The sequence below is a fragment of the Pandoraea cepalis genome (assembly GCF_902459625.1).
GTDB lineage: Bacteria > Pseudomonadota > Gammaproteobacteria > Burkholderiales > Burkholderiaceae > Pandoraea > Pandoraea cepalis.
Map to the genome: position 1 here is coordinate 626,535 of NZ_CABPRY010000003.1, position 14,402 is coordinate 640,936.

The 14,402-nt window shown below is 63.7% G+C and carries 12 protein-coding genes; 4 read left to right on the forward strand and 8 right to left on the reverse strand.

Annotated features, from left to right (window positions below):
* Positions 1-73: 73 nt before the first annotated feature.
* The gene (locus PCE31107_RS10800; protein ID WP_130025895.1) at positions 74-388 is read left to right on the forward strand and encodes a helix-turn-helix transcriptional regulator; all 315 of its coding nucleotides are present in this window, start codon (positions 74-76) and stop codon (positions 386-388) included.
* A gap of 26 nt (positions 389-414) precedes the next feature.
* Positions 415-1,710, forward strand: coding sequence for a type II toxin-antitoxin system HipA family toxin (locus PCE31107_RS10805; RefSeq protein WP_425494719.1), 1,296 nt, complete (start codon positions 415-417; stop codon positions 1,708-1,710).
* A 27-nt stretch (positions 1,711-1,737) separates the two neighbouring features.
* On the opposite strand, the gene PCE31107_RS10810 is transcribed toward PCE31107_RS10805, so the two are convergent.
* The 5 genes from PCE31107_RS10810 to PCE31107_RS10830 form a co-directional block, all read right to left on the reverse strand.
* A complete protein-coding gene (locus PCE31107_RS10810; protein WP_150608332.1) occupies positions 1,738-2,961 on the reverse strand; it encodes an MFS transporter in 1,224 nt (407 codons plus the stop codon).
* 195 nt (positions 2,962-3,156) lie between these two features.
* Positions 3,157-3,399, reverse strand: a complete 243-nt coding sequence (locus tag PCE31107_RS10815) for a ChaB family protein (RefSeq protein ID WP_150608334.1) — start codon at positions 3,397-3,399, stop codon at positions 3,157-3,159.
* A gap of 315 nt (positions 3,400-3,714) precedes the next feature.
* Positions 3,715-4,146: a PRC-barrel domain-containing protein gene (locus PCE31107_RS10820; protein WP_150608336.1), complete on the reverse strand. Its 432-nt coding sequence runs from the start codon at positions 4,144-4,146 to the stop codon at positions 3,715-3,717.
* A gap of 92 nt (positions 4,147-4,238) precedes the next feature.
* Entirely contained in the window at positions 4,239-4,601 is a 363-nt protein-coding gene (locus PCE31107_RS10825) for a BON domain-containing protein (RefSeq protein ID WP_165385280.1), read from the reverse strand.
* Positions 4,602-4,825: 224 nt separating this feature from the next.
* Positions 4,826-5,554 (reverse strand): BON domain-containing protein, encoded by a 729-nt coding sequence (locus PCE31107_RS10830; protein ID WP_174966622.1) that lies wholly within the window; start codon positions 5,552-5,554, stop codon positions 4,826-4,828.
* Between the two features lie 736 nt (positions 5,555-6,290).
* Here PCE31107_RS10830 and PCE31107_RS10835 point away from each other — a divergent pair.
* Positions 6,291-6,503 (forward strand): DUF2061 domain-containing protein, encoded by a 213-nt coding sequence (locus PCE31107_RS10835; protein WP_150608342.1) that lies wholly within the window; start codon positions 6,291-6,293, stop codon positions 6,501-6,503.
* A 15-nt stretch (positions 6,504-6,518) separates the two neighbouring features.
* Here the strand turns inward: PCE31107_RS10835 and PCE31107_RS10840 are convergent, their stop codons facing one another.
* Together PCE31107_RS10840 and PCE31107_RS10845 are read right to left on the reverse strand one after the other, a co-directional pair.
* The gene (locus PCE31107_RS10840) at positions 6,519-9,602 is read right to left on the reverse strand and encodes a transglycosylase domain-containing protein (protein WP_150608344.1); all 3,084 of its coding nucleotides are present in this window, start codon (positions 9,600-9,602) and stop codon (positions 6,519-6,521) included.
* A gap of 153 nt (positions 9,603-9,755) precedes the next feature.
* Positions 9,756-11,255 (reverse strand): DUF2252 domain-containing protein, encoded by a 1,500-nt coding sequence (locus PCE31107_RS10845; protein WP_174966623.1) that lies wholly within the window; start codon positions 11,253-11,255, stop codon positions 9,756-9,758.
* Positions 11,256-11,774: 519 nt separating this feature from the next.
* Here PCE31107_RS10845 and PCE31107_RS10850 point away from each other — a divergent pair.
* Positions 11,775-13,895, forward strand: coding sequence for a putative bifunctional diguanylate cyclase/phosphodiesterase (locus PCE31107_RS10850; RefSeq protein ID WP_130025887.1), 2,121 nt, complete (start codon positions 11,775-11,777; stop codon positions 13,893-13,895).
* A gap of 67 nt (positions 13,896-13,962) precedes the next feature.
* On the opposite strand, the gene PCE31107_RS10855 is transcribed toward PCE31107_RS10850, so the two are convergent.
* A complete protein-coding gene (locus PCE31107_RS10855) occupies positions 13,963-14,367 on the reverse strand; it encodes a cupin domain-containing protein (RefSeq protein ID WP_150608346.1) in 405 nt (134 codons plus the stop codon).
* Between the last annotated feature and the right edge of the window lie 35 nt (positions 14,368-14,402).

A 14,402-nucleotide genomic window follows, 5' to 3' on the forward strand; every position in this document is an offset into this window, starting at 1 on the left:
ACAACAAAAGATCATCATAATTAGCTTTAATGGAAATTCTCTCGAGAAAATGCTAAGATAAAGCATCTTTTCCATGCAAAAGCACATCATGATGAGCTTCGTTGCACCGCTGATCGCGGCACGCAAGGCCGCCGGCCTGACGCAGGCGGAACTCGCCGATCAGGCGGGGTTGTCACGCATGACCGTACAAAAAGTGGAGTCTGGCGCGTTCGATCCGCGCCTGTCGACCGTGCTCGAGGCCGCGCGCGCCCTCGGCCTCGAACCGATGCTGGTACCGGCGGGTCTGCGACAGGAGGTCGAGGCCTTTCTTCGCTCCGGGGGCAAATACCTCGCGCAACCCAGCGGCATCGCCGCCCCGCCCTCCATCGTCGAGACGCTTGCCGGCTAACCAGCCACGGGATCACGCCACTGCTCATGAACATCAAATACCTGCGCGCCTACCTGCACATGCCTGATGGAACGCGCCGCCCCATCGGCTATCTGTCGCAGTACGGTGACATCCTGCGCATGTCGTTCGATGAAGACTACATCGCCGACGCCCAGCGGCCGGCGCTCTCCCTGGCCTACCGCGGCGCCAACGAGACGGCCACGCGAGCGATTCTCGCGTCGCCCCACGATGCGCGTCTCGTGCGCACCGACGGTCGTTGGCCGATGTATTTCGAGAACCTGCTGCCCGAGGGCCATAACCGCGAACGGCTCGCCGCCGAGCGCCGCTGCAGCCCCGACGACGAGTTCGAACTGCTCGCAGCCGCCGGACACGACCTCATGGGCGCACTCGAGGTCGAGCCTGTGCCCTTGCGCGAGGGCGTGCCCGACATCGTGCATCGCTGGCACACGGCGCTTGGTCTGGAAATGGTGGAACCCGGATTCGTCGATACGCCGGTGGAAGACGCCGCATCGCTACCCGGCGTGGTGACCAAGTTCTCGGCCGTTCGCGATGGACGGCGCTACGTCGTCAAGCGTCAGGGGCGCGCGGGCTCGGTCATTCTGAAGTTGCCGACGACGCGCCACCCGGATCTCGTGGAGAACGAATTCTCCGGCTACCGACTGTGCGAGGCCCTGGGCCTCGATTGCGCGAAAGCCGAAATCATCTCGCGACGCGATGCCGACTTGCCCGAGCAGGTACCGTTCGAACATATCCTCGCCGTGCCGCGCTTCGACCGGCTACCCGACGGACGGCGCGTGCATATGGAGGAATTCGCGCAGGTACTGCAATATCCACCGCGCAGCAAGTACGGGCGCGGGCTCGATATCGACTACACGACGATGCTGCGGGTGCTGGATCAGTTATCCGCTCAACCGGTGCGCGACGTACGCGAGTTCTTGCGTCGTCTGATCGCCTTCATCCTGCTAGGCAATACCGATGCCCACCTGAAAAACTGGGCCGTCATCTATCCCGACGCCCACACGCCCCAGTTAGCGCCGGTGTACGACCCGGTGTGTGTCGCCGCCTTCTTCCGCGACGTGCCGGCCTCGCATTACGGCGTGAACCGCGCCATCGACAAGACCTTGTGCACGTTCGACTGGCCGGCGCTCGATGCGTTGCTCAAGGGGGCCGGGCTGCTGCGCGTGAGCCGCTTGAGCGCCATTGCGCGCGAGACCGTCCGCGACGCTCAGGCCCATTGGCCAGCGTTGCTCGCAGACGCCCCGGGCGCCGTGCGCGCCACCGTGCTCGAACGTCTGAACGGCGGCGTGGCCCTCACGGCCTGAACAGCGCCGCCGCGCGCATCCGCCGGCTCAGCTGGCTTGTCGCGTCTGTCGACGGGCGTCGTGGCGCGCCCAGAGGAACATCAGCATGCCGGCGCAGGACAGCAAGACACCGACCCAGCCGGTCGACGTCCAGCCATAACCCGCGGAAATCGCGACGCCGCCGAGCCACGCGCCGGCGGCGTTGGCCATGTTGAACGCCGAATGGTTGAGCGCCGCCGCAAGTGTCTGCGCCTCACCGGCCACATCCATCAGGCGAATTTGCAACGCCGGACCAATAATGATGATCGTGCCGATGGCAAGCACGTTGACACCGGCCATCCAAGGACTCGACGCCGTGAACGTGAAGGCCCCGAGCAGCAGCGCCGACCAGATCAGCGTGCCGCCGATGGCGCGCATGAGCGACGCGGCCGCGACCAGACGCGGCCCGACCACCGTACCCGCGACCATGCCGACACCGAACAGCGCAAGATAGAACGGCACCCACGCTTCGGGAACGCCCGCGACTTGCATGAGCGTCGGCTTGATGTAGCTGAACACCGCGAACATGCCCCCGAAGCCGATCGCGCCGATGCCCAACGTGAGCCATACCTGGGCGTTACGCAGCGCGCTCAGCTCGCGCATCGGACTCGCACCATGAGGGGCCGGCACGTTCGGTACCCAGCGCCAGACCATCACCGCTGTCAACGCGCCGATGAGGCCGACAAGGACGAACGCCGCGCGCCAGCCGAGCCACTGCCCGAGACCGGCGGCCAGGGGCACACCAAAGAGCGTGGCGAGCGTCAGCCCCAGCATGATCTGCCCCACCGCGTGCACACGACGATGTGGCGCAACGAGCGAGGCCCCTACCAACGCGGCGACACCGAAGTAAGTGCCGTGCGGCAGGCCGCTGAGAAAACGCAACACGATCAGCGCGAGGTAACTCGGCGCGAGAGCGCTGGCCAGATTGCCGATGGCGAACATCGCCATGAGCGCGATCAGGAACGCACGGCGCGGCAGGCGCACCCCCAGCACGGCGAGCAGCGGTGCGCCGATCACGACGCCCAATGCATACGTGCTGATCGCATGGCCGGCTTGTGGAATGGTGATGTTCAGGCCTTGGGCGACGTCGGGCAACAACCCCATGATGACGAATTCGCCGGTGCCGATGCCGAAGCCGCCCATGGCAAGCGCCACGAACGAGAGCCAGACGGGAATGGACGACGGAGGCAACGCTTCGGCCGCCTGGGCGGGCAGGATTTGGGGGGCACTCATTGGGAATCGGTCATGACAGCCAGTCCGGGACTGGCGAGATTGTCGGCAACGACAAGCGAACGATATCGGGCGCGGCAGGCGGTGGATGTCCAACCTGGCGCACGTCGCCGCCGACCCATAACGGAGGCCGATTCTACGCCAACGCGACAAATCCTGCAGACAGCACGCCGCGACGCCGCTGCCCTGAACGGGCGGTCACTGGTGACGCGCTTTCGCGCGCCACTGACCGGATCCTTCGTCCTTTTCGTAGGTCTTCTTCACTGCGGCCCAAGCCACTTTGTGTGCCGTTGCTTCACGCGATTCATGGCCGCGCCGCCCGCCGGGATCCCGGTATTCGTCCCAGGCGGCATTGAACGCCTTGAGGTAAATCTCCTTCGCATGCGCGGGCAAGTGATCCTTGACGCTTGCCGGCAGCTCCTCGGTCTGACGATAAGGCATGACTTTGCTCCGTTGGCGATCCGGCCCTGACGGACAGGAGTCGCTCCGTGTGCCGCCGCGGCCCGTCAAGTGGATTGCCCAAAGCGGACATATTTGCCCGGCGGCCGCAGCGGCGGCTCCTCAACCGGGGGCTCCAGCGGTCTGTCGGGTGGAGGCGTCGGCGACGGCGCGTCCTCGTCGGGCGGCGTTTTCGGCGGCGGTGTCCCGGGCGGCTTGCCTGGGTCGTACGGCTCTGGCAGATGTGCGTACCGACGTGGCGCTTTCGTCATCCAGCAAAGCTCGGATTGACTCGACATGAGCAAGCCCTCACCGAGCTTAATGCCAATAGGGGTCGACGGTGTAATACGTATGCACCTGTTCGGCCCACTGCATGTCAGCCATGCTTGGCCAACGATCCTTGTCGAAGCCTGGCGCCTTCTTGAGCGCGTCCTTGTCGATATCCAGAATGAAACGCTTGTTTCCGACGTCGAGCTGCAACGCATGCCAAGGAATGGCAAACAGCTTGTCGCCCATGCCGAGAAACCCGCCGAACGACAGCACCGCGTAGGCGACTGTGCCGCGTTGCACATCGAGCATGATGTGCTTGACCTTCCCGAGGCTTTCGCCCGCGCGGTTCACAACGTCTTCAGCATCGAGCGTATCGGCGGCCATCACCGACGGGCCTGGCCCTTCGGGCAACTTGTGCGAATCTCCTACAATGCGGGCGCCTGACTGGGGCGTTTCGCCCCGACCGGTTTGCATGGTCATGATTTTCTCCTTCTTCCAGTAATGTCGAGGCGCGCGGCACGCGCCGCCGACAGAGAGAGAATGTGCGGTTACGGTTGCGATTGCCGTTGCGGTTACTTGCCCATTACCTTGATGTCGTCCTTCACATCGACGACACCTTCAACGCCCTTGACCGTGTCGACGATGAGGGTCTTCTGAGCGGATTGCGGCACCGAACCGGTCAGATGCACCACGCCATGACGCGTCGTGACATGCACCTTGGTGGACGGCACGTCTTTCTTGGCAAGCAATTCGGCCTTGACCTTGGCGGTGAGTGCCGAATCGTCGATCTTGCGGCCGGTATCGCTCATCACACCGCTGGCGCCCGACTGATCGGCAATCTTGATGATGCCGCCCTGATCGAGGGCATGCGCGGCGATGCCGGTCGTAGCAAGTGCACCGGCCATGACGAGTTTGAGCAGATTGGCTTGTTTCATGGTTAACCTCCCGAAATTGAGTCGTCGCACCCATGGCATCGCTGCCTCGGGCGTCACCTCCGGCACGTTTGACGTGCCGCACCCCTGCGGCGACCGAGTCTTAGGTGAGACCTTCCCGGGCATTGAAATGCGGGGAGTCTTTCCCTGCCTTCTGCACCCGGCAATCTTTTGCGTGAAGGGTTTGCCCGAATGTCCGGTTGTTCTGTATAGCGATGCCGCCCGAGTCAGATCTTGTGACCCTCCTGACTTTCTCCGGGACGGCTCATCGGCTGCGTGCGCCGCTCGTGCAATCGGTTGTCGACGCCGCTCACGCCGGGCACTTTCGAGACGATCGCCTGTACCTCATGCTGCATCCAGCGCTCCGGTACATCGCCGGTAAGCAACGCCAGCCCCGAGGACACCGTGACCTCGATATGCGAAATATCGAGGTCGGTCACGACGGCTAGCCGCTGACGAATGTCGTCTCGTATTGCCGCATCGCCCGACTGCTGCGCCGCGGCCGACTGGCGTGGCTTCGGTGCTGCTTCCGCCCCTACCGTGCCGTCCGGCCAGTTGACCGCGTGAGATACCTGTGGCCGGGATTCGGGCGGCTGAGCGCCGCCCGTATTTCTACCGGTACCGGCGTAATCGTCATGCGGACCGTATGCACTTTGACGGCCGAACCGAGGATGTACGCCCGGCGCAGTCTCAGCCGGCCCATAGCCGCTCTCATCTCCATGGGCAATGTCCGGGGCATACCCGTGCCCTTCCGCCGCGGCCCCGCCGTCCTTGTCCACCGTTCCCTGCTTCTCGGCAGACGCCCCAAGCCAAACAGGATCGGACTGCTTGTGCGCATGGGCTGCCTGCGCATCACGAGCGACCGACTGCCTCGCCTCATGCGGTTGCGCGGGTGTCGGACGCTCGCCTGCGGGCGCCGAAGCGCCGGTTGTCTCCGCGTCACCGTCCTCGTGCATCAACGCGTGCTCCTCGTCCGCCGTCCTTGGGCGGGATGTCCCTCGCGGTACGGACGCGATCGGTGATCGGGGAATTCGCTTCGCCATGACAACCTCCTATACGGCCGTCCGTGCTTTGGTAAATGGCACCTGACCTGTTGAAACCGATTGTAGAGAGCCCGTCTCGTTTGGCGAATCGGCGAAGTCCGAAAGATGTGTAGGCGGACACCGTCAAACGATCCAGCGCCGAGGTCGCATTGAAATTAATTTTATTAATTTTAATTAAAATCAATCACTTGAAATGCAAATCTCATGTAATTTGGAGAAAAAAGTAGCAACATTCGGACAATGTCGCGTCCCAATTGCCTCACTCCATCGGACGATTCCTGCGAAGCAGTCCTCAACCGGACCCTACGTCGACCGGCGGCGTGCCGCGTTGCACGGCGCACCGATATCGAATGCGTGTCAACGCGAATTGGCATTGACCGGTATCAACGAGCGTTTCATTGGTCGACTTATGCTTCTTACGTGATTTTCCTGATCCGCAGCACGATGCCATGCACAAACACATCTTCATTACGCCCGGCGTTGTGGCTCTTGGCATGAATGGTCACGCACCCCATGGCTTCCCACTGGACAACGCCTCCCATACGAGGCGAAATCGACCTGATAGCGGGCCCCGTCACCACGTGACCATCGCGATGATGCTCCACATGGTCAACGAACCACAGCCGTACATCGGTTAAGGGGATGGATCATGAGAACCGTAAGCAGCCGTCGCTCAGTAACCAAGGCGCTTACGTATCGGATTCTGGTCATGTGTCTCGACTTCGGGACGCTCTACCTGCTTACCGGCACCATTCACACCGCGGTCGGTTTCATGATCATCAGCAACATCTACACGTCCGTCGGTTACCTGGCTCACGAGCGTCTTTGGGCGCGTATCAAGTGGGGCATTGTTGAAACGTAGCGATGCGTTCGTTCGTCATGGCAGCGGTTGAGAGACGATTGTCTTGCCGACGAGCGGCGCGAGTGTCGGTCCGAGGGACTTCAGGAGCTGGACGGCCATCGCGCTGGTGTAGGTGTAGCGTGTCGCGTAGGGTTCGTGCACGTAGGCGCTCAACACACCGTAGAAGCGGTTTCCGATCATGAACACGAATGTCGCCGTGCGGTTGACCTTGCGCGATTCGATGAGCCTGGCACCGCGTGCATAGACGTTGAAACGCTGATCGCCGGTGCCGGTCTTGCCGGAGACCTCGAGGGTGCGGCCCCGGCCTAGCGGCAGTCCGTCGGCGAGGCGCTTTCCCGTGCCGCCCGTCACGACGTCACGCAACAGGCCCCGCACGACGTCGATGATTGCGGGCCCAATCACGACCTGCCCCGCATCGAACGCACGAGCAAAATGCGTCTCGTATGGCGTAGCGGCCGCGAACGTGAGCGAACTCAGGCTTTCCTCCTGCACCTTTCGGCCGTCGTTGGCGATGATGCCCATGAGTGTCGCAAGCGCGGCTGGCCGGTCGCCCGCGGCGCCGATGGCGCAACCATAGGACGGCGTGATGGTCTTGAATGGATAGCCGAGCGAGCGCCACGCGCGCACGATCGGGACGTAGGCCTGACGCTCGATCGTCTCCCGGATCCGGCGGTCCTGGGTAGCATGGAAGCGCGTCTTGAAGAGCCACGAATACGATTCGAGACGCACGTCCCGGCTCGCGTCTCGCAATTCGCTCTCAGTGGCATTCGGATGGGCGCGAAGGTAAGCGAGAAGCCAGAGCTCGATCGGATGAACACGCGCGAGATAGGCCCGGTCGTTGAGGTCGAACTTGTCGGGGCCATACTTCGCGTATAGCCCCGCCATGACGTCAGCGCTCATCATGGCCGCGGGCGTACCCTTGAGCGCCGCGCGCATCTGGCCCTCGAACCAGGCCAGCGAGGCCTCGGGCGCCACACTGCGCAGGGCCGCCGCGAGCCTCACCGGCGACCTGGGCATCCCCGCGACAAGTTTCCCCACCGCCTGGTCGGCCGCAAGCCCCGCATACCTTTTGTTGAAGCGGTCGAGGAAGGTCAGGCTCTCTTCGTCGGCAAAGCGTGTCAGATACTGCCGCCGCAGCGCCGGATCCGTGAGCCAGTGCGCCGACGGCCCCGCCTGCCTGACCATCTCGTAGTGGACAATGTCGCGCATCAGCCTCACGAACACGAGGTTGACCGAGCGCTGGAACGCTTCGTGCACGCTCAGGATGCGGCCATTGTCGGCGGGCTCGAAGTTCGAGAACGCCTGTTCGCCGCTGCCGGTGTGGAAGACTTCCCCGGGATTGGCCGAGTACTTGCGTTCGACGGCGGCGTCCAGCATCGCCGGCAATGAGTGGTCGGTCGTATGCGCAAGATAGTTGAGCGCCCACGATGTCAGGGCGTCGAGCGCGTCGGGCTTCACGCCCGCAAGTTCGGGTGGTGTGAGCGAGGCATAGTGCGCGTGGAGATCGGAGACGATCTGCAGATACAGGACGAGGGTGCGAAGCTTCGCGGTCGAGCCGAGATTGAGGCGCGCCCCCTGGTTGATATCGAACGGCTCGTTCACGGTGTCGGTTAGCACGCGCAGCACATTCTCACCGCGGCGGCGCTCATAGAGCGAGAAGCTGAAGGCGATCTTCGCAGGATCGTCGCCGGGGCGAAGCATCTCGAAGCCATAGAGGCCGGCCTGCTGCGCGCCAGCCACCGTTTGCGCACGCGCAAGCTGCTTGCTGACGGCTTGCTCGAGCGCATCGACGAGCGTCGAGTTGGCAGTGAGGTCGAGGTGATCGAGCGCGTAGGTATTTTTGAGGCCGAGTGTCTCGAGCAAATGCGCGCGCAATACCGAAATCGCCTTACGTTTGGCAAACGGAATTGCCGGCGCGGTAGCCAGACCGTGCCTTACCTGCAGGGGCTGACCGAGCGCGGCGTCGCGCAGCCGCGCCGAGATGACGTGGTTGTCGGCAAGCAGCCGCAGGTAACTGTTCGTCAGCGTCTCGAGCGCTGCATTGTTCCGCGTAAGGAAATACGACGGTGCGCGTTGCGCGATCAAGAGTGAGAGCACCTGCTTGAATGCGAGCGCTTCGTTGGTGAGTCCGCCGGTGACAGGCGCCCCGGTTTGACCTCGAGCGTCCGTGTCGAGCGCTGCGAGCAGATGGTTCGCCTCGTCGAAGTCGCGGCCGTACCAGGCCACGAGCCCATCGCCAATGCCTTCGATCTCGCCGATGCCTGGCTGCGCACCCAGCGGCTCCGTATTCAGGTACGCGACGATGAGCCCGCGGCGTGCCCGGAGCGTCCGCTCACCGCCGAGATAGGCGCGCAACGCCGCCGAGACCATCTGCCGGAGCTTCTCGGACGGGTTGACGGTACGCCCCCCCGGCGAGTGACGATACTTCTCGATCTGGGTTGCGAGTGTGCTGCCGCCGGGCATTGCATGGTGATGGAGCACATGTTTGAGTACCAGATCAATGACGGCGAGCGAGAAGCGCTTCCAGTTGATCGCGGGATTGAGGTACGGTTCAGCGGCATCGAGCAGTGATCGGTCTTCGATGAAGGTCAGCGCATCGGCAACAACCGGTGGTACAGCGTCGAAATTGGCGTAGGTGCGCAACGGGTAGCGCGCCCTGTAAAGCGGCGCGCCGCTCGCGTCGAAGAGCTGAAGGCCGGCTTGAGCCTTTTCCTCGTAGGGAACGAAGAGTCCCTGGTCTGCGATGCGGGCCATCATGGCTGAGTCGCGCGCCTGTGCCGTGACGACGAAGCCACGTGCGGTGAGGCGAGCGGCAAACTCGGGTATTCGCTCGTAGCCCATGCGCAGATCGTAGGGACCGCCGTGGGAAGGGAAGCGGATGGTGTCGCTCGGGCCTTGCGCAACCCTGAAGGAAACCTGGCGGTCAAGTGCCGCAAAGTACTTCGCCTGGAGGCGCGAAGTCTGCATCTCGCGTGCCACGAAATAGACCCCGATGGCGCACAGTGACGCGGCCGCAAGCAAGAGAAGCCATTTCAGACGTATGCCAAACGGCTTTGTCGCTACTGCGCGCAACGTCGAATTGGCGGGCGGGCGGTTCATGTCAGTTCCGGAGGACGCCCGCATGCAAGCATGCGTGGCGGTGGACGTCCAGCGTACCTAGTATCGCGCTTGTGAATTCGCGCTTGTCAATAGTAGTTTAGTCACGCCCGATCGCCGATGCATTGGGGGAAGCCTGCATCGCCCCTGTTCGGCTCACGCAATGAAATCGGCGGCCATGTCGGCATCGGTGCGTGCCTCGAGCTGACCGTCACGACATGCCTTTCGGAACACCTCGTAGTCGCGTTCGACCTGGTCGGCGTAATCTGTCGCGTAACGGACCAACGCTTGCCCGAGCCGGTTGCCTTTGCCCACATACCCAACCAGCTCGGCCGCACAACCGCCCGCTTTGGCATGCGCGCGCGCCAGGACCCATCCGCAAAGCCCGGCGTACTCGCGAAAGCCGTCGGCGCGGAACAGCTCGAATTGCGCCGACACCTTCATATCGCGCAGTTGACGTCCATACACGCTGCGCCCAAACGGGCCGCTGCCCCAGCCCAGAAAGGCGTCGGAGGCCGCTTGCATAAGTCGCTGCCCCTCCACGACGCGACGCCCGTCGTGCTTCGACGAAGCGCTTTTGAAGAAGCGCGAGACGACTGACTTCGACGCCTCCTTGAACTGCAGGAAGAGCGGTTGCTCGTGCGTGTCCATCATCAGCAACACCAGACACCGGGTGCCGACGCTACCGACACCCACGACCTTGAACGCCAGATCCTCCTGCGTGTAGCTCGACAACATGAGCGCACGATCGGGCGAGAGCGAGTTCAGATAGCTCTTGTAAACGGGGGCGAACAGCGTGCGCCAATCGCCCGCGCCGAGCCAGTCATCTTCCGTGCCGAACAGCGTTGTGGCGCCGTGCACATGGAAAATGCTCGGTGGTGCGTCACGAATCTGCCAATGATCGCCCACCTGTTGGGCGAACTTGGGGAGCACGTTTTCGTGCGTGCGTCCGGTGGCGCGCGCAATGCCGCGTTTCACACCCTCTCGCACGCGGTCGCTTTGAGCGAGGTCGAGCATGCGCTCGAACGTCACCTGCTCATGCCATAACGCAATCGTCGGCATGTGGGCGTATTCGTTCAGGCGCCGCGCGTACGTCTGTACCGCCGTGCGCACCATCTCGACGCCCAGCGTATCGCCGAAGCCGAATTGGCGGGCAGCCAGTACCAGGCTGGCGCACAAGCGCTTTAGATCCCACTCCCAAGGCCCAAGCGCTGTCTCGTCGAAATCGTTCAGATCGAAGATCAGGGTGCGCTCCGGTGTGGCAAAGCCGCCGAAGTTGGCCAGATGGCAATCGCCGCAGATCTGGAGCGTGAGACCGGTGTGTGGGGTACCCGCCAGATCGTGGGCCTGGACAATGGCGCTGCCCCGATAGAAAGCGAAGGGTGAAGCGAGCATGCGTCCATAGCGCAGCGGCACGAGCGCATCGACGCGTCCCTCGCTGCTGGTGCGCAGCAATTCCACAACGTCTCGGTCGACGTTGCCGACATGAGCGTGGCTACCACGCGGTGTCGTGTCGCGCAGCTTGCGCCCGGCAGCGATGCGGGCTTCGAACGGCACGACGGGAACGGTGGGCGATGTTGCGACCGGAAACGCAGCGGAGGATGCGGCGGGGCTGGCCGTGGCCGAGCGCGAGGCAGACGACAATTTAGCGGGCATGACCGGCTCCCTGTTCGTGCAATGCCGCAGCCATTCCGCACACGCCACCGGCACGGGTGAGCGCGCCGCATGACGGCACGTTTCACGGCGCCAGCGGGGCATTTAACTATCAAAATTGACGCAGTGCGAGGAAATCCCGCGGAAATCAGGCAAAATTGAGGGCTGCCGTAATCTACCGCCCGCTGGCATCCGACGTCATACGCGTGTCATGTCCGAGACTTCGCGATTCCGACGGTTGGTCGCCCAAGAGGGACGCGGGTGACGCAGGTGATGCGCGCGACGCCGCGTGCCGGGTCGTCCACCCACGACACGGCTCAAGGCGGGCATGGACGGATTATTCCCCATGATATCGGCAGTGTCGAGGGTCGGCACGACGCGCCCGAACATCGGTGAAGTCCCCGCTCACGCGCCACCCGACCGAATCGGCCGAGCGCTGTCGGAAAGATTCCTACGTGCCCCTCAACTATCGGCCGTCCTTGCCGATAACCAGTTAAGCAGGACTTTTCGGTCGGTTCTCATATGTCCAGTTCGTACAGTGGTTGGCTCGTCGCACTATCGCTCGCGGTTGCCGTGCTCGCGTCGTATACCGCACTCGACCTTTCGGGTCGCATCTATCTCCTGACGCACCGCGGCATGCGTCACGCGTGGCTCGCCGTGGGCGCGGCCGCGATGGGCATCGGTATCTGGTCGATGCACTTCATCGGCATGCTCGCGCTGTCGCTCGCGCCGATCGGGTCGCCGCTGGGTTCGCACGCCAACCTCGCGCTCGGATACGACCCCGTCATTACCGCGGCCTCGCTCGGCATTGCCGTCGTTATCTCGTGGGCGGCGCTCTGGCTGGTCGCCCGCGAACACTTCACCAAGCGACGGCTGGTCACCGCGGGTGTCACGCTCGGTCTCGGGATCGCGGCCATGCACTACACCGGCATGGCCGCCATGAAGATGAATCCGAGCATCGAGTACGATCCGGGACGCTTTGCCGCCTCGATCCTGATCGCGATGGCGGCGGCCACGGCGGCACTGTGGATTGCGCGCACGTTGCGCGACGGAAGTCTGCGTTACGTCATGGCCAAACGCATCGGCGCCGCTGGGGTCATGGGACTGGCGATCACGGCCATGCACTACACCGGCATGTCGGCGGCCAACTTTGTGCCGGGCGCCATCTGTGGCGCGGCGGGCGGGGTGAGCTCCCCGTGGCTGGTGACGACCGTCAGCCTGTTCACCTTCCTGATGCTCGTCACCACCCTGCTCGTCTCGCGCCTGGACGCCCGCACGAGTTTCCTGGCCAACTCCGTTCTGCAGCTGAACTCGCAGATCGCCAGAATGGCGACCTACGATGCGCTGACCGATCTGCCCAATCGTCGCGCCCTGCACGACTCCGCTGCGCGCATGCTCGTGAACTCACGTCGCGACGAGCGCCGTTTCGCGGTGCTGTTCATGGATCTGGACGGCTTCAAGACCATCAACGACTCGCTCGGCCACAACGTGGGCGACGACGTATTGCGCGCGTTCGCCAAACGGCTTCGCAAAAACGTCAATGGCGACGACGTGGTCGCCCGACTCGGCGGCGACGAGTTCGTGGTACTGCTGGGCTCCCTGTCGTCACCGGCGGTCGCGGGGCGCGTGGCGCAACGCCTGCTCGACGATATGCGAGACGGACTTCGCGTGGGCAATCAATCGCTGCACGTCATGCCCAGCATCGGCATCGCCGTGTTTCCCGACGATGGCGATACCATCGACATCCTGCTCAAGCACGCCGACACCGCCATGTACGAAGCCAAGCGCGCCGGGCGCGGCATCTTCCGCTACTTCGAGCCGCGCATGAATGCCGCCGCGCAACGCACGTGGGAGATCCAGCAGGCGCTGCACGACGCGGAACACGAGCAGTATTTTTCGCTTCACTTCCAGCCGAAGTACAGGGGTGACACCGAGGCGCTCGCGGGTGCCGAGGCATTGCTGCGGTTGTCGCATCCCACCTTCGGCGAACTGCAACCGGCCGACTTCATCCCCGTCGCCGAGCGCACCGGCCAGATCGTGCCGATCGGCTATTGGGTCGTGCGGGCGACGTGCCAGCAGATCAAGGAATGGGACGCCGCGGGCCTGCCGCCCGTCAAGGTCGCGATCAACCTCTCGCCGCGCCAGATGGCCCAGTCGCAACTCGTGGAAAACATCGTGGAGATCGTGCGCGAGGCGGGCATCGCCGCCGATCGGCTCATGTTCGAAATCACCGAGACGGTGGCCATGTTCGATGCCCAGCACACGATCGACGTGATCCGCGCCTTCCACGAGCAGGGTTTTGAAGTGGCCATCGACGATTTCGGCACGGGCTACTCGAGTCTGGCGTACTTGCAGCGCTTTCGCGTCAAGCAATTGAAGATGGACCGCTTCTTCACGAGCGGGCTGGACACCTGCGGCCGCGAGGGCAGCGCCGTGGTCTCCGCCATCATTGCACTGGCGCACTCGCTCGATATGGATGTGGTGGCCGAAGGCGTCGAGACGCCGTCGCAGCGCGAGGCGCTCAAGACCCTCGATTGCGACGAGCTGCAAGGCTTCCTGCTCGGCAAACCCGTCACGGGCGACGCCTTCGCCCGGATCTTATCGGCGCTGCCGGGCGCCCCCGGTGCTGCGGCGATGGCCTGAGCAGCGGCCATCCACGCTCGCCCGGTCGGGGACGCCGGAGTTGCCGGCACCGGCTGGAACGGCGGTGTTACTTCACCGGGGTCAGGATCGGCGCGCCCTGCTTCTTGATCAGGAACACGACAAACTTGGCAGGGCGCGTGGTACTCGCATTGCGCCCTACCGTATGAATGTCGTTGGGGCCTTCGTGGAACGTATCCCCCGCCTTCAGCGTCACCGTTTTGCCCCCCTTGACGCCCATGACAATGCTTCCCTCGAGCACATACACAAACGCTTGCGCGTCGTGACGGTGCACGGGGTCGACTGCGCCCGGCGGATACTCCACAACGATCATCTGGGCTTCCTTGCCCGGGTATTCCGGCAACGGCGTCGAACTCAGCGGCACCACATGCGCCTCGGGCGCGGCCGCGACCGGCCCCGCAATCGTCAGGCACAGGCCCATCAGCGCCGCGCCGAAAAAAACCATCCGTTTCATCACTTCACTCCATAAGGGAACATGGCCGGCCCGAA